Below are 20,586 nucleotides of genomic sequence, written 5' to 3'. Positions count from 1 at the left end.
TAAGTCTTCTTCGCTGGTGACTTGTTAGTGTAGTGTCCGATCCGCCGTTTTCCTGGCGGTTGATTCACCTTGAACAAGTCGACGGGAAAGCATGTCTTGGAATGCGGAGCGAGAGATTCGAAGCTTTGTGGAGCAGCATGGCTCCGCATTGGTTCTTTATGCTCGCCAGTTCTGCTCGAATCCCGACGATGCGTTGCAAGAGGCGTTGATCGACCTGGCGCGTCGTATGGAGCTACCCGACAATCTGCTCGGTTGGATGTATCGCGTTGTCAAGAATAAGGCGATGAACCAGGCCAGGGCCGACCGAAGGCGAGCCAATCATCAAGCGGTGGTTGCGTTAGCAGGGGACTCGTGGTTTGAAGAGGATCCGGGCGTTTCCTTGGATGCGCAATGCGTTTCCGAATGGATAGGCGAGTTAGGCCCTTTGGAACGCGAGATCGTTACAGCGAAGATCTGGGGGGATCTTACGTTTGAGCAGATCGCCGAATTGACTGACACCTCTACATCGACCGCGTATCGGTATTTCGTCAAGAGTATGGAGAGGTTCCGTGAACGATTTCATAGTCCGTCAGGAGACCTGAGATGAATATGGATTTCAATAGCGAGCATGGAAGCGATGTTCAGCGATTGCGACATCTGCAGCCGCGAGCTCCGAAACTGGATTGGGAGTTGATACAAAACGCTTCAGGCGATCGTCCGGCATCGCATCAGAAAGTGGTAGAACAAACGGTGCTTAATGTGCATCAGCCCTCGAGGTCCGCATGGCTGAGTTGGTCATCCGGAGTTTTGATTGGTGCCGCCGCGATGTTCATGGCAGTGAAGATGATGCCGGTCAAAGTGGAGACGCCGAAAATGCGAACGCTGCCATCGGTTGAGTCGATTGTGACCAGCGATTCCAAATCGATGGGTAAGTCCGATCGATTTGAGAAGGGGTGGGAAGAGATTTCGATCCGGCGAGCCGATTTGCGACTTGTTGATGAGTTGCTGTCTCTACGAGAAGGATTGGAACTGCGCATTTTGACGGCGACGAAGCTAGGTCCTGTGGAGGAAGCCTATAGGACCAATGAGGAGAATGCCAAAGCCGCGATTCAAGCCGACGAGCGGATGAGTCAGCCATTTGGTTTACGTAAGACGCTTACTCCCAAGGCTTGGGAATCGCTTCTGAGCGAGTGGGATAAGCCTACGACTTAGAGGGGGCGAAACCCCTCACCCCCAGCCCCTCTCCCCGAAGCGGGGCGAGGGGGGCCAAGTTCGCCATTTCGCGGAGCGAAATGCGACTCTAGGCGGGAGCCGAGGGGCGAGCTCAGGCTGTTCAAGGGATCGAGGGCTTATTGTTTCGATACTGTTTTATTTATTTGATACTGAAGGTGCATTCATGTGTTCTCAAATCAGTCTTGTACAACGTTTGCGTCGTGTTCTATTGCTCGGTTGTTTAGCAATGCCCGCAGGTCTTGCGATGGGTTCCATCTCCATGGCAGATGACTACGAAACGGTGGTAGATCCAGAGAGTGGCATAAGCACTCGGAAGCGGTCGCTTGTCCTGCATCCGATGGCAGAGACGGTTCCTGCGTTACGTATTCGGTTACTACCGGAGGCATTTCATGCAAAGCCCGGAAATGCAGCGACTTACTATCTGAAAGCGACAGGGTTTTTCGAGCAAAATGCAGCGAGAGATGAATTGAGTCGCTTGCAGAAGGAGGCGGCCATCAAAGCCAAGGAACAAGGCAAAGAGCTTGCTGACGTCGCCCCCTATTCGTATCTGGAAATGGACCCCAGCGAGTTGCCAGTGGAGGAAGTTCGCAAGTATCTCGAATTGTTCTCGTTCCAGCCATTCCTGCTCGAGGAAGCGAGGATGCGATCGGTGTTTGAGATGGATAGGAACATCAAGGAATCCGATAACCCGATCGGCTATCTGATACCCGAGATCCAAGTGATGCGGGATCTTGCAAGTACCCAAAGCATTCGCTGTCGACTGGCGATCGCTGAAGGAAAAACGGATGACGCGATTCGCGTTCTTTCGCAGCAGTTCGCCTTGGCTCGGCATTTAGGTCAAGACGATTTCATCATTTCGGGTGTGGTGGGGATAGCAATTGCGTCCATTGCGCAGTCCGACGCGCTGCATGTGGTTCAGCGAGCTGATTGCCCGAATCTCTACTGGGCGATTGCGACCATGCCAGACCCCTTGGTTAGTTTCGGTAAGTCGATCAGTATCGAGGCGAATTTTATCGAGATGCAGTTCAAATCTTGGCGCTCCATCACCGAGGAGCCTAAACCGGATTCCTTTTGGGAGGGAGTGATTCAACAGTTCGCAACCTACACCGAGGACTTTCCTGTCGAAACACCTGAAGACCGCGGGCTCGATGTTAGCGAGACGTCTTTCGGGAGCTTGTCACGCGATGAACGGGAGGGAGCCATCCGGAAAGCGATTGAGTCGGAGCACACTGCAGCAAGAGTCTATCTGGTAGATGCATGTGGAATGACGAAGGAGCAAGTTGAGCGATATGGGAACGCGCAAGCGATCTTTCTCGCGATGAAGCTGCACTACGAACGAATGCGAGACGAGTACTTCAAGTGGCTCTACGCGCCGACCCCAGACTGTCTGAAAAATTTGGAGCAGGTAGAGGCTCGAATGGGAGATCAAAAGAAACACCCGCTGGGGCGTTGGACGCGAATGCCTTGCTCGCTGCTTCCTTCGTTGATTGGCATTCAAAAGGCGTCTATTCGACTGCAGCAGAATCTCGCGATCATCAAAGCTTTAGAAGGGATTCGGATGTATGGGGCCTTTCACCAAGGTCAATTACCGAGCGACTTGGGGCAATTGCCTGTCCCAGTAAGCGTGGACCCGGCTACCATGTCGCCGCTGCAATACAAACTTGAGGGAAGCTCCGCGAGACTAATGACAGTCCCGGTTAATGGCGTGCGCTCTGAGCTTTCCATACGATTTGCTAAATAGCTATCTGGACAAATCAGCCGCTGGCGCATTGAATTCACGAGGACTGGACTTTCGCTCACAAGGTGGTTTTGGTGAAATAGGAGAACGAAAATCCACCGGAACCAATCTTCCATGAACCGAACAACCGTACACGCTTCTCACACGATGATGAGCTGGCAGCATCGCGAAAGGTTGCTTCTAGCGCCTTATGCGATGTTCAGTGCCCAGAGCGCGGGGCGCGAGTTCCCGGAAGAGGTGCACCCGTATCGCAGCCCGTTCCAACGAGATCGGGATCGCGTTCTCCACAGTGCTGCTTTTCGGCGACTGAGTGGCAAGATGCAGGTCTTTACGGGGGATATGGGGGATTATCACCGTACGCGACTGACGCACACCAACGAAGTCTCGTCCCTGGCGAGAACGATCGGTCGGTCGCTGCAACTCAATGAAGACCTCATCGAGGCAATGGCGTTGTTGCATGACATCGGGCACCCACCGTTTGGGCACTGCGGTGAAGACGCTCTGGACGAATGCACGCATAGTGTTGGCGGATTCTCGCACAATCGATTTGCGCTCGAGTTGGTGACCAAGGTGGAGCAGCGATACACCGAATACTCGGGCTTGAACCTAACGCGAGAAGTACTAGCAGGGCAGGAGTTTCGTTCGGACAAGGATTCCGGGCGAGCTCCTATGTTGGAGATGCAGGTGGTGGATGCCGCCGACAGCATGGCCTACGATGCGCACGACGTCGATGATGCGATCAAATTGGGGCTATTGAGTTGGGAGCAATTGTCGGGACTGAGTTTGGTGCAAAGAGCCAAGCAGATCGCTCCGATCGAGGACGCGGCTCCCGAGTGGAAACGGCAGATGTTGGTGCATGCTCTGCTCGACGTGCAGATGCGAGACTTCCTCACGAATTCCTTGGAGACACTTCACGACGTTCGGAATCTCGATACGACGGGTGTCCAAGATCTTGGGATTCGTCTCTCGATGTCCTCCGAGTTCGAATCGGACAAAGAGGAGTTGGAGGAGTTTCTTTTCGACCATGTGTACCGGCATCCCAAGCTCACCGAGATTCGGCAACGGGCTGCTACGCGTATTCATCAGTTATTCCGATTGCTCAAGTCGCATCCGGACCGGTTGCCAATTCGATTCCAGGCTTGGGTGACTACTTGGGGGTTGGAGCGAACGATTGCGACTTACGTGGCGGGGATGACCGATCGATTCTGCGATGATCAGTATTTGCATCTTGTTGAAATGGGGCGACCCCGCGGGGCCGATTGGAGCTAGTCTCCGGGGAGTGACCAACCGTGTGCGGGCGATTTACTCTGAAAACCCCGGTCGCTGATTGGCTGGAAAGTTTGTTTCCCTCGGAATCGTTCCGCAAGCTGATCGACACGTCGCGCGTCACGGGCTGGGCACCTCGCTACAACATCGCTCCGACGCAGTCCATTCTCATTCTTCGAGAGCAAGGGAACGGGAGCTATTGCATCGAGCCAATGCGCTGGGGGCTGGTACCTGCTTGGGCCGAATCTCTTCAAAGCGCCTACAGCATGTTCAATGCGAGGAGCGAGACCTTGCTGGAGAAGAGTTCGTTTAAGAACTTGGTCCAAACCAATCGATGCACCATCTTGGCGGACGGGTATTACGAATGGCAGGCAACGGAGAGTAAGCAGAAGACCCCGTATTGGATTCATGCACCGGAGGAGAAACCGTTTGGAATGGCGGGATTGTGGACGACGAATCACCGCATTCATCCGGAGCGTGATGTTTCGAGTGCGACGGTTATTACGGTTCCTGCAAACGACGATACCCGCAGGGTGCATGATCGGATGCCGGCCATGCAGTGGACAGGGGAAGAGGTAATGGCTTGGCTGGCCGATCGGGGCAAAGTGTTGGGGGAAACCGATCTTCACGATTCGCTGGCACCAGCCCCGTCGGGGTCCTTGCACTGCCGTCGCGTGAGCCGGGAGGTTAACCGCGTGCAGGTCGATTTGCCGGGGCTCGTCCTGCCTGAGGAAGGGCTTTTCGAGACGTAGTCGAACGTTCGTTTTCGGGAGAGTGAGCAAGCTGACGAAACTTTCCCGGTTTTGCGGGTCGTAGCTGATTCTCTTGGAAATCGTTCCTTGGCGATTCTTCTTTTCGAATGAATTCTGCTTGCCAGAACACCCTAGGCACCCCTTAAAATAGGGGCTCCTCGATCGGTCGCTCGGATTCTGACGACTTTCGGATCGGGGAGAATGTAACCTCCTTCTAGACTTGTTGTTGAGATTCCCATGGCTGCATCGGATTCTGCCGTCGCTGAACCAATCGTTCGCCCCATTGCGAAAAAGCCTGCGCCCAAGAGGCCGCCACGATACAACGTGATTTTGTGGGACGATCCCATTCACACTTACGATTACGTCATCGAAATGATGCAACGTCTGTTCCATCATTCTGCGATCGAAGCGTTAAAGATTGCTGAAGAGGTCGATATGAAAGGTCGTGCCGTTTGCTACACCACGAGCAAGGAAGTGGCGGAGCTGAAGCGAGACCAGATACAGGCCTATGGGAGCGATCCCCACAGTTCGTCCCCGAACGGCAGCATGTCCGCATCGATCGAGCCGACCACAGCTTAGGTTTCGCGAGCCTAGGTTTCGCGAGTGGGGGCCATCTCACAACGAGGCGCGTGCGCCGTCCTCATCTAGATTTGTGAGGGAAGGTCAGGGTCTGCTGTATAGATGCTGGCGAGAGCAATCGATCAAGCATCGCTCGGCGAGCGCGGATCGGCCCAAAAGAAGTTTGCATTCCAGCGACGATCGATCGCACAGGGTTACTTCGATCGGCCACTGGAATCCGCCGATGTAGAGAATCGTTTCGATAGAAGGGCGTTGTTCGACGCAGCCGCTTGACGAACGGATGGTTCGATCCGCTAGCCAACGAGCTTCGCAGCGATAGGAGGATTGATCTCCGAAAACATCGCTCCAGGTTAGAAAGCGGATCCAGGTTTCTCCCTTTTTCCGAAAGCGTTCGATTCGGCTCGCGTGGAGGCTGGAAAGAACGGCCCCGGAATCCAATTTGGCGATCATTTTGTCGATGCCGAACTCTGGTAGCGAAACCGATTCTCGCCAACCCATAACCAGCAACTCATCCGCAGCTTCGGCGAATGGTCCTGCGTTGGATTGTGCTAGATTGAACGGTGGCATCGAGGCGATCGCGTTCCGATATCGGGTCAAGGGGGAGGCATCGGTTTACCGATTTGCCGGAGATACTCTATTGTAAATAGACCCGATGAGTGGCCATCCGAAAAACCAATGTTATAGGCGTAATTTCCGACGGGCCTCACTTCTGCAACGGAGAGAGGGACCGTTTCGCTGGGAGCGAGGATCGCCAAAGGATTAGCTGGTTTCCCATCGCTCGCTCGCTTTTTTTCCTTGCACGTCGCACAGGGGCACGCATCTCGCAGATGCCGAAACGGGTAATCGAGAACAGCGCCGTCGTCCCACTCGATTTCCAAGCTCCGTCGGGGGGACAGTTTCAACGATTTAGGTCGGTGCATCATCAGGTTACTCAGCCGTCGCGTCGTACAGGGGTAGGTGGCGGTAGTATACCTCGAGGGACAGAAGGTTTAAGGTGGTCACATACAGTCTTCCACCGTATTCGCCCCAAGCGTCTGGGATCGGCCCGAGCGGTTCCCAGGATCCGGACCACTCTCCATCTTGCATCTGGGTTCGAATCAACATGGGATAGAGATCTCTATACCACGCCTTCCACTTTTCTCCACCCGCATGGAACATGACTTGGGTGGCGTAATACCAGTAGTACGTATCGCGAGACGGATTGGAGGGAGTCCCTTCGGCAGGGAGAAATCGCAAAAGCCAATCGGTGCCGCGACGCATGTTCGGATGGTCTCTCTTCCAGCCGGTGTAGAGACGCATGAGGAGACCGACGCTCGTCATGGCAGGGGTGGGGATGCGGCCGTGTTGGGTGCTCGGCGTGTTGGCTTGCCAGTTGTATCGATATAAGTAAGGAGCTTCTCGCATTTGCGAATTCTCCAACCATCGTTCGATTCCTTGGTAGGCTTCTTTGGGTACGGAGAGACCCGCCAGTTCCGCGCTTTGAAACGCCATCATCACCCAGCCGGTCACGCTGGTATCCGATCCGATCTTGGGTGTGTAGCGCCATCCTCCCCCGTCGGGATCTTGGCTTTCGACGAGAAAGTCTATGGCGGCTTGCGCACCGGACCGGATCGATTCGTCCTGCGTCATTCCGTATGCTTCGCACAGAGCCAGACTTGCCATCGCGTGGCTGTAGAGCCACGCGTTCGCGTCGGAGACTTCGTCCTCGCGACGATACAGATCCCCATTGGGTTGTTGGCCTGCGAGGAGCGAGTCGATGGCACCTTTGCAGACCCGTTCGTATTTGAATTGCCGATGGGTGTAGCCTGCCCCTTGAAAGGCCAGCAGTGACAGCGCGGTGGCGGCAGTGGTGCTTCGCATGCGAACGGGCTGGTCAAAGTCTTCTAAATGCCAAGAGCCGTCGGTCCTTTGATGTTCGGCTAGAAACTCAAGTCCTCGTTCGATGGCGAGTTCGGTTTGAGGAGCCAAGGGGCCGAGGCTTTGAGAGGCTTGGGTTTCTCGCTCGCGAATGCGCTGGATCCGCTGCGAGAAGGCAGGAGTTGGAACCGGGACACTGGAAGCGGCGATGCGAGGACCGCCCGGGTCCGGGCGTTTCCATGGGAGCGAGGAGTCTCCTGCGGGTACGAGCGAGGGCAATTCCGAAATGCGAAAGGCGGGAGCCTGCAGTCCCGCCAAGGGAGGTTGGCTCCTTCTCGCCAAATCCGAGCTCGATGCAGGTTGGGGAGGCGCATCGAGGGGTAGTCCGGGGGCGGGAGAAACGGCGGTCTCTCCACCAGGTCGATTCGCACGCGGAGATCGAAGTCCCGTATCGCGAGGAGCTGTGGCATCGATTGGGCCGATCGGTGGGCTCGAGGGAGATGGGACATCGGGTACGGGAACCGACGATGCCAAGGGGGTGGAGGCGTTGGTCCCCATTCTGACGGGGCTGGATTGGAGCACCTCGGTCGTCTCCAGACGCTGCATACTCTCTGAGATTTCTCTTTCCACGGACTGCGAACTGCGGGGCGACAATGTCGGTGGCTTGGCGATAGAGGGTGTGCGATTCTCGATCGAGGTGGGATCTGGGGCTGGAGCGAGGGGTGTTGCCCCAGAGATTTGCGTTGGTGACGTTTCGATCTGCTTCGGTGCAACGATTTGCTCAGTCAAGGGCTCGATGGGGCGGAGTTCCGGGACTTCGATGGTTTCGGTGTTGAGAGTGGACTGGGGGATATTTTCGGGACGTTCCCAATCGCGAGCTTGCGAAGCGAGTGTAGGTTCCGCGGCGCTTTCACGCTTTCTTTCGACGGAGAAGGTTCGTTCGGCGATACGGCTTTCCGGTGCCTCTTGCGGGACAGCCAGGCTGACTTCGGCATGTTCGACCGTCTGTTGTTTTTCAGCGGGGACCGGTTCGAGCGGCGGCGGTTCCAATGGAATCGGTTTAAGATAGTCGGGTCTATCTGCAGGTTCGGATGGTGGGGTAGGTTCGTAAGTCACCGGAGTACGTTGCACTTGGTTGCGAACGGTCGTCTGCTGAACCATGGAATCGGGGGATCCCCAGCCGGAAAAGAGGATCCAATGACGGGCGGAAAGGAGCAGTGCAAGGTGAAGTGCAACGCTCGCTAAGAGTCCGATTTGCAGCGATCGTTCGACGATCTCATTGGAGAGGACATGGGTAAGCATGGAGAGGCCGATCAATGCTGTCGGAACCCCGAGAATGTACGTCCAAGCATTGCGAAGGGGATTGGGATCATCGAATGGCAGGAGCGTCAGAACAAGGTACAGTACCAACCCACCGAGCAAGAAGTAGGCCGTATCGAGCAGGAGTAGGCTGGTCGGATTGTTGGCAGATCGGGAGCTCATGGTTCTGGTTCCGGCTCCGTGGCGATTTTGTATTTTGGGACACAGAGCTTGGTGCACAAGTCCATGACGTAAACCACCGTTTGCACCTCCGCGGATTTGTCCGCGCGAATGATAACCACTTGTCCGATCGGGTTGTCCGCGACCGATTGTCGCAAAACAACTTCAAGCTCCCGCAGGTTCAAGGTCTTTCCATTGACGGTGTAAATTCCTTGACGATCCACGTGAACGACCAACTCGTTAGGTTCCAGGGTCATCGGTAGCGCATTGGCGGCCGAGGGGAGTTGGACGGCCAGTTCTCGGTCTTCTTGGGCAAAGCGGGTTGCGACGAGAAAGAAGATGAGGAGCAGGAAGACGACATCGATCAGCGGAGTCAGGTTGAGCGACTCCAACGCTTTCCCTTTGCGAATCGAGATCGGCATAGGACTGATTGGAAAGAGTGGATTTGTGTGATCTCGGGTGCCACGCGCTCCCTCGATAGATCCCAAGTATATCGGAATACCAGCTTATTCATTCCGAAAAATCGTTAGTCAGCCATTCTCCGGGATGGCGAGAAACCTTCTCAGGGCTTGACTTTTTGTGTAGGTCGAGAATGATGCTTGCGGCTAGGCCGGCGCCAAACGATTACAATAACCAACCGATCTGATGCGACTTTTTTCCCGACAGGGAGTTAAGTCGCATCTTTTTTTGCGTTGAAGGAGAAGAGAGAGATGACTGAATTCGTGTCGATGACTCGGGATGGATACAACCGGATCAAGGCAGAGATTGAGAGGCTGGAAACGGTCGAAATGCCGCTGATTGCGGAGAAGATTGCCGATGCGCGAGCCGAGGGGGATCTCAAGGAAAACGCGGAATATCACGCGCAGCGAGAGAACCAAGGAATGCTGCAGGCAAAGATCAATGCTCTCAAATCCAAGCTGAGTCGCGCGCACATCGTCGACACAAGTGCTTTGCCAAAGGATCAAGTCGCTTTTGGAGCGACAGTGAAATTAAAGGACTCGTGGGGCGATGAAGAGGTCTACACGCTCGTTGGCGCCGGCGACGAAGACTATGAGAACGGGAAGATTCTCTCGAGCAGTCCTTTCGGCGTTGCCCTGATGGGCAAAAAGGTCGGCGAAACGGTCGAGATTCAAGCTCCGAGGGGTACTCTCAAATACGAAGTCCTCTCCATTGCATTCGAGGAATAAGCCGGACTATGGCCAAAGCATCCATGCCTTCGGAAGAGGGAACCAAAGATGTATCTCTCGGACCAGCCTGCGTGGTCCTCGGGATTTTCTTGTTGGTCGGCGTGAGCATATTCTTCGTCTACATGTCGATCATGTTGATGGGGAATCAAGGAAAGGCGGCTGCCCGCTCGGTTCGCGAGCAATTGATACCTTGGGTGGAACAATCCCTTCTGAGCCAAGGGGATCGGCAGTCGATCATTTCCAAACTGGATGACGTTGCCGGCCAGATGGAGCGAGAAGAACTCACTGGCCGTCAGCTCACGCGACTGGGGATCCGTCTCACCGAGAGCACTATCCTTCAATGGGGTGCCGTGGAGCAATTGAATTTGATCGCGCAACGCTCCGAACTTTCGGCGGAAGAAAAGGCTGAATTCGCACTCACCTGCGATCGCTGGCTCCACTGCGCGGCCACGGGGCGATTGAACATGCAGGATATGGAATTTGGAACTCAAAACGTCTGTGTGAAGGAACATCCATCAGGGCGGCTCAAGCCGAGGGACGACATCGATGAGTCAAGTCTTCGGGAGTTCATGAGCCGAATATCCACGATGTGCGATCGATTCCAAATTCCAAAAGAAGAGTTCACAAAGAGCGTTTCGCAAGTCTTCCTCGAGGTGATTGAAAGTGGACTTGCAGAGAAGTGAACCACCTGAGCCGCTTCCTTTTGGTGCCGAGCATTTCATGCGACGGGCCATCGAACTAGCACAGCAGGCGTCCCTCGAAGACGAAGTGCCGGTCGGCGCCATCATCGTGCATCGGCACTCCATTATTGCCGCTGCCTACAACCAGCGTGAACAGCTGGCCGATCCCACCGCCCATGCCGAGATGATCGCTATCACGCAAGCCGCTGCGCAGTTGCATTCGTGGCGGCTCGAGGAGTGCGAACTCTACGTCACGTTGGAGCCATGTCCGATGTGCGCGGGCGCGATCCTACAGGCCCGTATTCCTCGTGTCTTCTACGGAGCCTTCGACCCCAAAGCAGGGGCCGTCGACTCTCTTTATCACTTGCTGACCGACAGCCGCCTCAACCACCGTTGCGACGTCTATGGCGGTATTTTGGCAGAGGAGTGCGGTCGATTGTTGACCGAGTTCTTCGAATCCAAACGAAGGCTTGGAAAGAAGTAGTTTCCGTCGGGAGCTACGCCGTTGTGCTGAACGCGGCATCAAACCATCGGACCAAGTCGCGGTGCAGCGATTTGCCCAAGAACCAGGCGTTTTGCGCATAGCGAGGTGCGAGACGCCGTGGATCGGTAAAGGTTCGATAGAGCCACTCCGCTCCAACGGTTTGGAGTAGGCGGGGTGCTCGCTTGGCTTTCCCTGCCACGAAGTCAAAGGATGCTCCGACTTGGATAGCGAGCGGGACTTGCAAAGCCTCCAAGTTGTCTTCGATCCAGAATTCCCCTTTGGGCTGCCCGAGCGCAATGAGGAGAACATCCGGCTTGGAGTCGCGAATGCTTTGAATCTGGTCCTGCTTTTCTTTCTCGCTTAACGTTCGGAAGGGCGGGCAGAGAACTCCGGCAATGCAGCAACCCGGGTACTTTTCGGTGAGAACGCGCGCGGCCTTCTCCGCGATTCCTTCTGCAGCCCCATAGAGAAAAATGCGAAGCTTGGTCCTCGCGCTTCGTTCTGCGATACGGTAGATCAAATCGGCTCCGGTAACCCGTTCCGGAAGCTGGACTCGTTCCAAGCGGCTTCTCCACTGAACCGGTTTTCCATCGCAAAGGACCAGTGCCGCGCGCTCGGTGAAAGCCCGCAATCTTGGGTGTTTGTCGCAAAGCATGGCATAGTTCAAGTTTGCGGTAATCGCGACACTAGGCTTGCCGGCGGCGACGATGGCTTCCAGGCGGTCGAGCGTTTCTTCCATGGTGATCGCATGGAATCGAACTCCCCAGACTCTCGTTTCGGGTAGAGGAGGCAACGGAGAGTGTAGGGGCTCGGGACGTTGCGTTTCTGTCTGAAGGAACTCATGTCGCGATCTTTCAATTTCCAGTAGGCGCGACTCGAGCTTCCTCTCTATCTCGTTGCCGTCAATGGATTGTTCCGGGGTACGGAATGGTGCGATCGCTAGGTCGGCGCTGCTAGAGGTCGGAGGCTTTCTGGGAACGCGCGGCAGGAAGACCGAGGTGGGTATGTGAGAGTAGGGGAGCGATTCGTTGGACTGGTTCGACATGATGGCATCCTCGCGGGAAGATTGGGGCTCAAGCCACCTTCGGACGAATCTCTGGCAGGTCGACGAAGCTGGCGCTGAACCGTAGGTCATGCCATCGCTGGACGCAAATCGACTTGGTATGCGTCCCTTAGCAGTCCGCGCAGATGGGACGGTTGAACCGATTAATCCATATGCGCGGCCGAGGGTGCTCGCGAGGCAAAGCCCGCTGGCGATTTCAAAGAAGATCGGAGCCTGGGTCAGCCCAATCGAGCATGCCAACCCGTCGCATGCTCCTCTGCCAACACAGGTGCATCAAATAGTTTTGAGAGATGCTCGCTTCGAAAGGATTCACGCTTCGGCATATCGGAAAAGATCGCGCCGCATTTCAGCATGACGACACGTTCGAGTTGTGGGATGACTTCTTCGAGATGGTGTGTCACTAGCAGTAGTTGAATTCCCTGCTCGGCCATGGCGGACAATCGAGTCAGCAAGCGACTTCGGGATAGCAAGTCGAGTCCAGCGGTTGGTTCATCGAGCAGGAGAGCTTGGGGGTTCAGCACCATGGCGCGAGCGAGCATCACGCGACGTCGTTCACCCGTGGAAAGCCAAGCAACATGTTTGACGCTGCTGGGGTCCAATTCAAAAAAGCGGAGCCAGCGTTGGGCTGCTTCGATCCGCTCGGGTGTGTTTTGCTGTTCGGTCGTCTCCAATTCCGAGGAATCGAATCCCGTGAGAACTGCTTGGAGAGGCGTCAGTCGGCCGCTTCGGCCTGAGGTGAAATGAAAATCGATTTCCGACGAAACGAATCCCAGTTTTTTCCGGAGCTCCCAAACATTCCAATCTTCTTGGCCGAAAAGCTTCACCGTCCCGGTCGATTGTTCCAGGACCGATGGGTAATGGAACCGCATCAGCAGTTTCAGGAGGGTTGATTTGCCCGATCCATTGGGGCCGAAAACAACACAATGTTTTCCCGATTCGATGCGGAGAAACGGAATTCCAAGCAAACGGACACCATTTCGTTCGACCGCCACATCGGAGAGCTCAGCAAGAGGCTCGGGCATCAGTTGATTCCGAAGGGCCCGACCCATTGATCGCGGGATGGTTCTGGGGCCAGGTTGCAAGGCGAACCGGTGACGATACTCATCATGAAACGATTCGCAGCGAGAAGCATCGCGGTCGAGAGTTCGTCCGATTCGTCAAAGGAATCCAGTTCACTTTGAAGTTGCCAGAATGTGTAGTTCAATGCGGCGCGGTGAGCTAGACGCATCGCCTGGTTCAAGCATTGTTCCGAGCAAAGGTTGGAGCCCTTGCGTTGCGCGAATAAGAAAGGTAGGTCTCGCGCGTCTTTCCAGTTGGAAAGCGAACCACCCAAGACTGGCGCGGGGCCGCTTAACGACACCACACCTGCGATCCGTTCGGCGTACTGCAATCCAATCCATTGTGCGAGGGTCCCGCCTCGGCCAAAGCCAGCGAGAAAGATTCGACCAGGATGGACGGGCAGGGTTTCCAGGGCAGCTGCAATGCACTCCCAAACGATGTCTTCCGCGTACGCATAGTCAGCGCGGGTATCGCCCCAGCGAAAAACGCGACGCTTCGCATGGCTCCGAATATTTGCTCGGGGAGCGACACCGATGTAGTTCTGATCGCTCAGGGACTCCATGACCGGAGTCAATTCCATCTCACTGCTGTCGTCACTATGAAGCCAGACGACCAACGGGTAGTCGTAGGTGGGTGTGAAGCTTTGGGGCAAGAAGATTTGGTGGGCAACCTCGATGGGCAGAGAGGCTTCGAAATCATCGATCGGTAATCCTACGGCTGGCTTTCGGTCGGAGTAGGAAACGGACGGAGCCAGCAGAGTAGGAAGTCGATTCATCGAAAGGTTCCTGTGAGTGCCTATTCGTGGAGTCGCGTGGGGTCGCGGCTGGGATGGTGAAGGTTTTAGAGGAGGAAATCCCGTGCCGTCAATGGCGTATGCAGGAAGAAATTCGGTCGGCGCTCCGTCCGACCGAATGCTTGCATTTGAACAGAAGAAGCTACGCCGAAGCGAGCAATTGACCCATGGTCGCCACGAGGGACTTGACCGCATCGACGCTCTTTTGGAACGCTGCTTTTTCGGAGTCGGTGAGTTGAAGCTCCACGATCTTCTCGACACCGCCGCTGCCGATCACAACGGGCACGCCTACGTAGTAACCGCCAACGCCATATTCGGCGTTGCAGAGAGCCGCGCACGGAACCAATCGCTTCTTGTCACGGACCACGGCTTCCACCATTTGGGCGGTTGCTGCGGCGGGCGCGTAGTAGGCCGATCCTGTTTTGAGGAGGGAGACAATCTCGGCCCCGCCATCGCGCGTTCGCTGCACGATTTGTTCAAGTCGTTCGGGGGTGATGAGTTGGGTGACTGGGATCCCCCCCACGCTGGTGCAACTCGCGATGGGAACCATCGTATCGCCGTGTCCGCCCATCAGCATGGCCGAAATGTCTTCGACGCTCACGTTGAGTTCCATCGCGAGGAAGGCGCGGAAGCGAGCGGTGTCGAGTACGCCTGCTTGGCCGATGACGCGGTGCGAAGGGAATCCAAGAACTTGGTAAGCGCGCTGGACCATCGCATCGAGGGGATTGCTGACGACGATAACCACGGCGTTCGGGCTCGTCGCTTTGACTTGCTCGGCCACATTCGTAACGATCTTCGCATTGGTGCTGAGCAGATCGTCGCGGCTCATACCGGGCTTTCTCGCAATCCCCGCGGTGATGACGACTACATCGCTGTTTGCGGTCTCGGCGTAGTCGGTAGTCCCGACTAGGCGACTGTCAAACCCCATGATCGGGGAGGCTTGAAAGAGGTCCAGCGCCTTCCCTTTGGGCATGTTCTCCGTTTGAGGGACATCGAGCAAAACAACATCGCCCAGTTCGTTGGCCGCGCACCAATGAGCACAGGTTGCACCGACATTACCAGCCCCAATGATCGTAATTTTCGCGCGTCGCATAAGATATTGCCCTGTAGTGAGTTGTCTATGACAATGGAGGTCGATTTGGATCGACGAAGTATGTCGCTGTGGGAGCGACCGTCAAGAGGCATTGAATATCCCGAGAGATCGGCAAACCGCTTCCCCATGCAGTTCTATCAAACCCGAATCCAGTTTCCGGCGGTGCGCAGAGGCTGCCATCTCATCACGGAAAAAATCCTGGAGTCCCTTCCCGAGTTAAGGAAAATCCAGGTCGGAACGCTACATTGCTTTCTTCAGCACACATCTGCCAGCTTGAGTATCAATGAAAACGCGGATCCGGATGTTCGAGTCGATATGGAATTGGCCCTGGATCACGTGGCCCCCGAATCCTTGAACTACATTCACACCATGGAGGGGCCCGATGACATGCCCGCTCATGTGAAGTCGACTTTGATAGGCTGCAGTTTGCAGATTCCCGTCACCGCTGGCCGCCTCGCCTTGGGGACGTGGCAAGGCATCTACCTTTGCGAGCATCGCAATCAGGCAACTCCGCGGTCGATCGTCTTAACGTTGATGGGAATCGAGCGAGCCTAGGGCGGCGGTAAAAAAACCGGTGCCTATCGAAAAAAATTTGCGATCCCAGAACAGTCCGTTCAGCCGGCAACTTACGGTCGCATAGTTCGCTTGGCGGCCGGATGATGGAGGTGTTTTCCACCTCCGCTCGCCCGATCTGGGGAGAAACCTCTTAAGCGAGTGGTGTGAAGCGTGAATCTTGGGTGAAGGTCTGTTGAAGACTTTCCGAAGCCCGCTACTCTACAGAGATTCCGTTCCCTTCTTCTCCAGGGCACGGTTCCTTTCTTGGCACGGCGGCCGCTATCTTCTTTCCGAATTTCGATTTTTATATCGGAGTAGTTATGCCTTTCTTTCGTCGACCACGCCGCGGTTTTACGCTGGTGGAGTTGTTGGTGGTTATTGCGATCATCGGTATTTTGGTTGGGTTGTTGCTCCCGGCCGTGCAAGCAGCCCGGGAGGCGGCTCGCCGAATGGCTTGCTCCAATAACATTCGCCAGCTTGGGCTGGCCATTCACAATTTCGAGTCTGCCAATCGCAAGCTCCCCCCGTCGAGCGTTCAATACACCAACACGCAGACCTTCACCTCTCCGGTCACGGAGCTCAGTCAATTCATCAAGGCTGGTACCACCGGCTTGAGCGGGGCCCACTATGCCAAGGGGTGTTTCATGGGTTCCATCCTTCCGTACCTGGAGCAGCAGAATGTGCTGAATCAGGGCACGGGTTATGACGTACGTCTGGACTGGTTTGATCCCGTCAACCGACCGGCTGCCTCCAGCGTGATTCCCGTGTACATCTGCCCGTCCAATCCACGATCCGATCGGTTTGTCGACACAGCGCGGCTTGGTTCCGGGGATCGAACGACGTTCGCAGGAAGCGTGGATTGGCGTCCCGCGACGGCCGACTACATGGCGGTCACCCGCGCGTCCAATAACGCGACGGTTTGGAACAATGTGACGGGAAGCAATCCCGCCTTCCCCGGAGCCGATGGAGTCTTGGGGATCTTGGCTGCCAATCGATTTTCGCGATTCGGTTCGGTATCGGACGGATTGAGCAACACGATTATGATCGCGGAGGCCGCGGCCCGCCCCGCTCGTTGGGAAATGGCGCGACAACTGGAGGAGTACGCCGGTGGCACCACGGCGTATATGAACGGACCGTGGGCGCACTCGGGCAACGATATCGCCGTCGACGGTGCGTATCTGTGGACCGATACGACAACGGGATTTCGCCGCGCTTCGAATCTCAATGCGAGCAACTTGACGGCCCCTCGCTGCGCTTTGAATTGCACCAACCAAGGAGAGATCTATTCCTTCCACACCGGGGGTGCCCACGCCTGTTTGGGAGACGGATCGACTCAGTACTTGAGCGCGAACATCGACCTGCGAGTCCTCTACTTCCTGTGCGTTCGCAGCGATGGAATGGTCGCGAGCATGAACGAGTAACAGTCGCTACAGACGTTGCAATGAAACCCCTTTTTAATGGTTAGAGCCCAGCATTCCGCTGGGCTCTGTCTCTTTCTGGGGCAATCGGTTTGCAATTCAAGTCCTGGTGTCGACAATGGAGGGACCGCATCGCCAAGGATCCCAAACGTGAACGACCCCCGCATCCGCCCCGACCAAACGCCTGAGTCCGATATTCCACCTCCGGGCGGTCCGGTTCGATTTCGGACCTTACGCTATTTGTCATCCTTAGGGCCGACCGAACTCATCAGCGAACTATGGGATTTCCTGGGGGCTTGGTATGCCACGCGAAACTGGAAGGCGATTCTCGCGATTATACCCCCGCTCGTTCTTCTCATGACGCTCGGCGGTTTCGTCCTAGCGGGGCGATTGCGATCGAAGGAGTCTCTCAAAGCGTGGTATCGCGAGCAGGCCAGCCAGGCGGTGGGGCTTCAGTTGGATGGCACTCCCGCGGAGAACACCGATCAATTCCAAAAGGAACGAACTCCCGAGGAAGAGGCCCGTATCGACCTTCTTTTTAAAAGGATCTTGCAGTTAGGGGACGACAATCAAGAAGCCCGTTACTTCGTCGCCGTTCACAACCTGCGCCAAGGAAAAGTTGCAGTTGCCCGCTCGATGATGGAGAGTTTGGCCCCCGCCGACGCGATGGGGCTCGATCTCGCTCATGCTTGGCTCGCCGAGGACATGTACCGCAGATCGGTGCAAGGGGAGGCGATCAACCCGGTGGTGATCAAGCACCATCTCAAGTGCTCGCTCGAGAATCCACGCATCCAATACGATCCACTTCTATACGTTCTCTACGCGAAGCTTTTGGAACAGGATGGGGATGTCGATGGTGCGGCGCGGGTCCTAAGTCGAGCGAGCGATCAGGAGCCCAAACTGCAGTTGGAACCGATTCTCCTCTACGCTCGACGAGGGCTGGGGAATCAAGCCATCGTCGCGGCCGATGCTCTCATCGCTCGACTCAGTGCCAGGACCAGCGATCCGCGGATCAGCGAGGAGGATCGCATAGCGGCTTTCTTGACGATCGCGCGCGCCTACCAGATTACCAATCGCGTGGACGAGACCGTACCCGTGCTTCAAAAAGGTCTTACACTTGCTCCCGATCATCCGGATTTGCGGCGAACACTTTCCGACACCTATCGGATCAAATTCCGTATGAGCATGTCGAGTGCGCAGGGACGAGGGCAGGCCTCCATGGATACGCTCAATGCTGCCATCGCCGCCGACCCAACCAATGTTGCCATCCAATCGGAGCTTTCACTCCTGAGTCAACTTGGGATAACATCGACGCAGGCCAATCGCGACGAACTCATCAAATTGATCGCCCGCCAGGGGGCTTCGACGACGGTCCGAATGCTTCTCGCGGAATCCGCCTTTGGACGAGGGGATTACGCCGCTGCGATCAACGATTACGAACTGGTTTTGGCCGACCTTCCCACCATGACGATCGCGTTGAACAATCTCGCGATGCTCTATACCAAGGTCGATCCCCCTCGTTTGGATAAGGCGAAGGAGACCATCGATCGCGCCATCGCTTTGTCGCCCGACGTCGCCGAGTTTCTCGATACGCAAGGAGACGTTGCGGCAGCATCCGGAAACGCCGCGGCGGCAATCGAGGCGTACATCAAAGCGTTGGAACGGGGACCGGAAAGAATGCAGACTCGCGATAAACTCATTGCGATCTACGAGAAAGAGAATCGTGCCGAGGAGGCGCAAAAGCAAAAGGAGATTCGCGTTCAAGTTGAGAATCGAATCAAAGCGATGCAGGAACAGATGGCCAAAGCGCAAGCGGCCAATGCAGAGGCGGTGAAACAAGACGCTGCACCGAACACCTCGCCGAATTCGGATCCGCCAACGCCACAGCCAACAACTCCGTCAGCCGATCCCGCGGCGGATTCTTCCGCAGAGCGAGAGAAGCCGCTTCAGTAGGCTGGAGCCATCGGCCTGTTTATTCGTCGCGGAGACCTAATCGAGAGAGCCAGTTGCCTCGGGGACGCCGATTTGGAATGGACTCTTCCCCGTTTTCTGGAGTGCTTTGCATGGGCTGCATGGCTTCCAGGCTTCGCAGTTTCTCCTGCAGCTCCAGTCGTTCGCGCGCCAGTTTTGCGCGCTCGAGCGACATTTCGATTTCTCCTTGACGCTGCTTCTGCTCCCACTCTTCCTGGAGTTGTTTGAGCCGCTGTCGTTCTTCGACGATCAGCTCATCGGCTTCGATGATCTGGGCAACAGCAGCCGCTCCGACCGCCATTCCATTCGACGCAACCGCTTGCTGTTCTAGCAGACTTTTCAGGTCGGCGATTTCACGGTCTCGTCGCTCGACTTCATGGGTGGTACGTTCCAGGATTTCTTGGATTTCCAGCGTTTTCTTTGCATCCGCAGTGCCTTCGTTCGACTCCTCTTCCAATTGGCGCAACCAAGCCTGTTTTCTCTCTTCCCAGCTCCAAGCCTCTGTCGAGAGACTTTTTGGCGATTGGAATTGAGCGAGTCGGGTGCTCAAGTCGTTGCACTGAAGTCGCAACTCGACGCTTTCGTGACGAGCTTCGATCAACTGGCTTCGTACTTCCGCCAACTGCTCCTGCAGTTCACTTTCGTAATCGCTCCCGATGCTGGGACCGACTTCGTTCTGCAGCAAAGCGACTTGCTCCTGCAATCTGTCCACTTCCAAACGCAGCTCGCGCTCCCGCTCCATCGCATCATTGCGAATGGAGTTGGTGAGCTCGGCGATATCGTCTTTCTCAATAAAGTCGAGCAATGCTTGGTATTCGGTGCGGGCGTTGGCCAGCAGATTGTTCAGTCTCGCGTTTTCGAGCTTCAGCGATTGGATCAATTGGTCCATCGACTCGAATTCCACCTCGCGATGGAGTGCAGGCGATTGCGCGAGCTTTGCCTCGGCCGTGTCGATCGCATGCTGCAATTGTTTTTGCATACGCTCGATGTCGATGCGTTCGCGTTCTAGTTCGCCGGCCTTGCGAACGATTTCGGCTAGCTTCTCATCGATGCGAAGAATGAGAAGATCGGAGATAACCACTTCGGCCTCTGGGGGAGCATCGGTCTCTTCGAGCTCGGTGGCCTCTTCGGGCCCAGGGGCCTCTTCGGAATGGACCGAGATCGCGTCTGCCAGGGCCTGGATTCGTTCCACGGACTGCTCCAACTGGAAAACAGTCGGTTCGATGGGGGCAGGGGGATCTGGAATGGGCGAGTCAGGGGCTGGCGAATCGATGACCGGATTTTCGTAGCTGGTCAAAGTCCGCACAGCTTCGCCACGAACCGGCATTACCGGTTTGAGTTTTCTTTGAAGCTTTTGGGATCTACGCCGACTGCTTGACATGTTATCAATTCAAAAGGAA

The 20,586-nt window shown here is 55.8% G+C and carries 21 protein-coding genes; 12 read left to right on the top strand and 9 right to left on the bottom strand.

Annotation, left to right across the window (positions count from 1 at the left end):
* Positions 1–91: 91 nt before the first annotated feature.
* From VN12_RS19650 to VN12_RS19625, 6 genes are all read left to right on the top strand, one after another.
* On the top strand, positions 92–586 hold the full coding sequence (locus VN12_RS19650) for an RNA polymerase sigma factor (protein ID WP_146678407.1): 495 nt from the start codon (positions 92–94) through the stop codon (positions 584–586).
* On the top strand, positions 583–1,191 hold the full coding sequence (locus VN12_RS19645; protein WP_146678406.1) for a hypothetical protein: 609 nt from the start codon (positions 583–585) through the stop codon (positions 1,189–1,191). Before VN12_RS19650 ends, VN12_RS19645 begins: the two co-directional genes overlap by 4 nt.
* A 184-nt stretch (positions 1,192–1,375) precedes the next feature.
* Complete coding sequence (locus VN12_RS19640) at positions 1,376–2,953, top strand: hypothetical protein (RefSeq protein WP_146678405.1); 1,578 nt, start codon at positions 1,376–1,378, stop codon at positions 2,951–2,953.
* A 111-nt stretch (positions 2,954–3,064) separates the two neighbouring features.
* Complete coding sequence (gene dgt, locus VN12_RS19635) at positions 3,065–4,219, top strand: dGTP triphosphohydrolase (RefSeq protein ID WP_240491202.1); 1,155 nt, start codon at positions 3,065–3,067, stop codon at positions 4,217–4,219.
* Between the two features lie 20 nt (positions 4,220–4,239).
* Positions 4,240–4,968: an SOS response-associated peptidase gene (locus VN12_RS19630; protein WP_146678404.1), complete on the top strand. Its 729-nt coding sequence runs from the start codon at positions 4,240–4,242 to the stop codon at positions 4,966–4,968.
* Positions 4,969–5,205: 237 nt separating this feature from the next.
* Positions 5,206–5,547: an ATP-dependent Clp protease adaptor ClpS gene (locus VN12_RS19625; protein ID WP_146678403.1), complete on the top strand. Its 342-nt coding sequence runs from the start codon at positions 5,206–5,208 to the stop codon at positions 5,545–5,547.
* Positions 5,548–5,631: 84 nt separating this feature from the next.
* On the opposite strand, the gene VN12_RS19620 is transcribed toward VN12_RS19625, so the two are convergent.
* From VN12_RS19620 to VN12_RS19605, 4 genes are read right to left on the bottom strand one after another with little or no spacing between them, the layout of a single operon-like run.
* Positions 5,632–6,114, bottom strand: a complete 483-nt coding sequence (locus VN12_RS19620) for an ATP-dependent zinc protease (protein ID WP_146678402.1) — start codon at positions 6,112–6,114, stop codon at positions 5,632–5,634.
* Between the two features lie 26 nt (positions 6,115–6,140).
* Positions 6,141–6,467 carry a gamma-butyrobetaine hydroxylase-like domain-containing protein gene (locus VN12_RS19615; RefSeq protein WP_240491448.1) on the bottom strand — a complete coding sequence of 109 codons (327 nt, stop codon included), beginning with the start codon at positions 6,465–6,467 and terminating at the stop codon, positions 6,141–6,143.
* 7 nt (positions 6,468–6,474) lie between these two features.
* On the bottom strand, positions 6,475–8,886 hold the full coding sequence (locus tag VN12_RS19610; protein WP_146678400.1) for a prenyltransferase/squalene oxidase repeat-containing protein: 2,412 nt from the start codon (positions 8,884–8,886) through the stop codon (positions 6,475–6,477).
* Positions 8,883–9,305: an ExbD/TolR family protein gene (locus VN12_RS19605; RefSeq protein WP_146678399.1), complete on the bottom strand. Its 423-nt coding sequence runs from the start codon at positions 9,303–9,305 to the stop codon at positions 8,883–8,885. The genes VN12_RS19610 and VN12_RS19605 overlap by 4 nt, the downstream gene beginning before the upstream one ends.
* Positions 9,306–9,593: 288 nt before the next feature.
* On the opposite strand from VN12_RS19605, the gene greA reads away from it, so the two are divergent.
* From greA to tadA, 3 genes are read left to right on the top strand one after another with little or no spacing between them, the layout of a single operon-like run.
* Positions 9,594–10,070 carry a transcription elongation factor GreA gene (gene greA / locus VN12_RS19600; protein WP_146678398.1) on the top strand — a complete coding sequence of 159 codons (477 nt, stop codon included), beginning with the start codon at positions 9,594–9,596 and terminating at the stop codon, positions 10,068–10,070.
* 8 nt (positions 10,071–10,078) lie between these two features.
* The gene (locus VN12_RS19595) at positions 10,079–10,753 is read left to right on the top strand and encodes a hypothetical protein (RefSeq protein ID WP_146678397.1); all 675 of its coding nucleotides are present in this window, start codon (positions 10,079–10,081) and stop codon (positions 10,751–10,753) included.
* A gap of 37 nt (positions 10,754–10,790) precedes the next feature.
* Entirely contained in the window at positions 10,791–11,234 is a 444-nt protein-coding gene (gene tadA, locus VN12_RS19590; protein WP_146680002.1) for a tRNA adenosine(34) deaminase TadA, read from the top strand.
* Positions 11,235–11,247: 13 nt separating this feature from the next.
* On the opposite strand, the gene VN12_RS19585 is transcribed toward tadA, so the two are convergent.
* The 4 genes from VN12_RS19585 to mdh all read right to left on the bottom strand — a co-directional run bounded on the left by VN12_RS19585 (position 11,248) and on the right by mdh (position 15,242).
* Positions 11,248–12,279: a WecB/TagA/CpsF family glycosyltransferase gene (locus VN12_RS19585; protein WP_168164513.1), complete on the bottom strand. Its 1,032-nt coding sequence runs from the start codon at positions 12,277–12,279 to the stop codon at positions 11,248–11,250.
* Between the two features lie 236 nt (positions 12,280–12,515).
* Entirely contained in the window at positions 12,516–13,319 is an 804-nt protein-coding gene (locus VN12_RS19580) for an ABC transporter ATP-binding protein (protein WP_168164512.1), read from the bottom strand.
* Positions 13,319–14,131 (bottom strand): alpha/beta hydrolase, encoded by an 813-nt coding sequence (locus tag VN12_RS19575; protein ID WP_168164511.1) that lies wholly within the window; start codon positions 14,129–14,131, stop codon positions 13,319–13,321. Before VN12_RS19575 ends, VN12_RS19580 begins: the two co-directional genes overlap by 1 nt.
* A 160-nt stretch (positions 14,132–14,291) precedes the next feature.
* Positions 14,292–15,242: a malate dehydrogenase gene (mdh, locus tag VN12_RS19570; RefSeq protein WP_146678393.1), complete on the bottom strand. Its 951-nt coding sequence runs from the start codon at positions 15,240–15,242 to the stop codon at positions 14,292–14,294.
* A 126-nt stretch (positions 15,243–15,368) separates the two neighbouring features.
* Between mdh and VN12_RS19565 the strand changes: the two genes are divergently transcribed.
* From VN12_RS19565 to VN12_RS19555, 3 genes are all read left to right on the top strand, one after another.
* On the top strand, positions 15,369–15,797 hold the full coding sequence (locus VN12_RS19565) for a secondary thiamine-phosphate synthase enzyme YjbQ (RefSeq protein WP_146680001.1): 429 nt from the start codon (positions 15,369–15,371) through the stop codon (positions 15,795–15,797).
* 320 nt (positions 15,798–16,117) lie between these two features.
* Positions 16,118–17,218 carry a DUF1559 domain-containing protein gene (locus VN12_RS19560; protein WP_146678392.1) on the top strand — a complete coding sequence of 367 codons (1,101 nt, stop codon included), beginning with the start codon at positions 16,118–16,120 and terminating at the stop codon, positions 17,216–17,218.
* A gap of 147 nt (positions 17,219–17,365) precedes the next feature.
* Positions 17,366–19,168, top strand: coding sequence for a tetratricopeptide repeat protein (locus VN12_RS19555; RefSeq protein WP_168164510.1), 1,803 nt, complete (start codon positions 17,366–17,368; stop codon positions 19,166–19,168).
* A 19-nt stretch (positions 19,169–19,187) separates the two neighbouring features.
* On the opposite strand, the gene VN12_RS19550 is transcribed toward VN12_RS19555, so the two are convergent.
* The gene (locus tag VN12_RS19550) at positions 19,188–20,567 is read right to left on the bottom strand and encodes a hypothetical protein (RefSeq protein ID WP_146678390.1); all 1,380 of its coding nucleotides are present in this window, start codon (positions 20,565–20,567) and stop codon (positions 19,188–19,190) included.
* Positions 20,568–20,586: the final 19 nt, after the last annotated feature.

The organism is Pirellula sp. SH-Sr6A, from assembly GCF_001610875.1.
Taxonomy (GTDB): Bacteria; Planctomycetota; Planctomycetia; order Pirellulales; family Pirellulaceae; genus JBKCUI01.
The sequence above is the reverse complement of the archived record's forward strand: the minus strand, read 5'-3'. Positions and strand labels throughout refer to the sequence as shown.

Excerpts from the sequence above, each read along its gene's own strand:
- VN12_RS19650 (WP_146678407.1), top strand. The coding sequence starts at position 92 with ATGTCTTGGAATGCGGAGCGAGAGATTCGAAGCTTTGTGGAGCAGCAT.
- VN12_RS19645 (WP_146678406.1), top strand. The coding sequence starts at position 583 with ATGAATATGGATTTCAATAGCGAGCATGGAAGCGATGTTCAGCGATTG.
- VN12_RS19640 (WP_146678405.1), top strand. The coding sequence starts at position 1,376 with ATGTGTTCTCAAATCAGTCTTGTACAACGTTTGCGTCGTGTTCTATTG.
- dgt (WP_240491202.1), top strand. The coding sequence starts at position 3,065 with ATGAACCGAACAACCGTACACGCTTCTCACACGATGATGAGCTGGCAG.
- VN12_RS19625 (WP_146678403.1), top strand. The coding sequence starts at position 5,206 with ATGGCTGCATCGGATTCTGCCGTCGCTGAACCAATCGTTCGCCCCATT.
- VN12_RS19620 (WP_146678402.1), bottom strand. The coding sequence starts at position 6,114 with ATGCCACCGTTCAATCTAGCACAATCCAACGCAGGACCATTCGCCGAA.
- VN12_RS19615 (WP_240491448.1), bottom strand. The coding sequence starts at position 6,467 with ATGCACCGACCTAAATCGTTGAAACTGTCCCCCCGACGGAGCTTGGAA.
- VN12_RS19610 (WP_146678400.1), bottom strand. The coding sequence starts at position 8,886 with ATGAGCTCCCGATCTGCCAACAATCCGACCAGCCTACTCCTGCTCGAT.
- VN12_RS19605 (WP_146678399.1), bottom strand. The coding sequence starts at position 9,305 with ATGCCGATCTCGATTCGCAAAGGGAAAGCGTTGGAGTCGCTCAACCTG.
- greA (WP_146678398.1), top strand. The coding sequence starts at position 9,594 with ATGACTGAATTCGTGTCGATGACTCGGGATGGATACAACCGGATCAAG.
- VN12_RS19595 (WP_146678397.1), top strand. The coding sequence starts at position 10,079 with ATGGCCAAAGCATCCATGCCTTCGGAAGAGGGAACCAAAGATGTATCT.
- tadA (WP_146680002.1), top strand. The coding sequence starts at position 10,791 with ATGCGACGGGCCATCGAACTAGCACAGCAGGCGTCCCTCGAAGACGAA.
- VN12_RS19585 (WP_168164513.1), bottom strand. The coding sequence starts at position 12,279 with ATGTCGAACCAGTCCAACGAATCGCTCCCCTACTCTCACATACCCACC.
- VN12_RS19580 (WP_168164512.1), bottom strand. The coding sequence starts at position 13,319 with ATGCCCGAGCCTCTTGCTGAGCTCTCCGATGTGGCGGTCGAACGAAAT.
- VN12_RS19575 (WP_168164511.1), bottom strand. The coding sequence starts at position 14,131 with ATGAATCGACTTCCTACTCTGCTGGCTCCGTCCGTTTCCTACTCCGAC.
- mdh (WP_146678393.1), bottom strand. The coding sequence starts at position 15,242 with ATGCGACGCGCGAAAATTACGATCATTGGGGCTGGTAATGTCGGTGCA.
- VN12_RS19565 (WP_146680001.1), top strand. The coding sequence starts at position 15,369 with ATGCAGTTCTATCAAACCCGAATCCAGTTTCCGGCGGTGCGCAGAGGC.
- VN12_RS19560 (WP_146678392.1), top strand. The coding sequence starts at position 16,118 with ATGCCTTTCTTTCGTCGACCACGCCGCGGTTTTACGCTGGTGGAGTTG.
- VN12_RS19550 (WP_146678390.1), bottom strand. The coding sequence starts at position 20,567 with ATGTCAAGCAGTCGGCGTAGATCCCAAAAGCTTCAAAGAAAACTCAAA.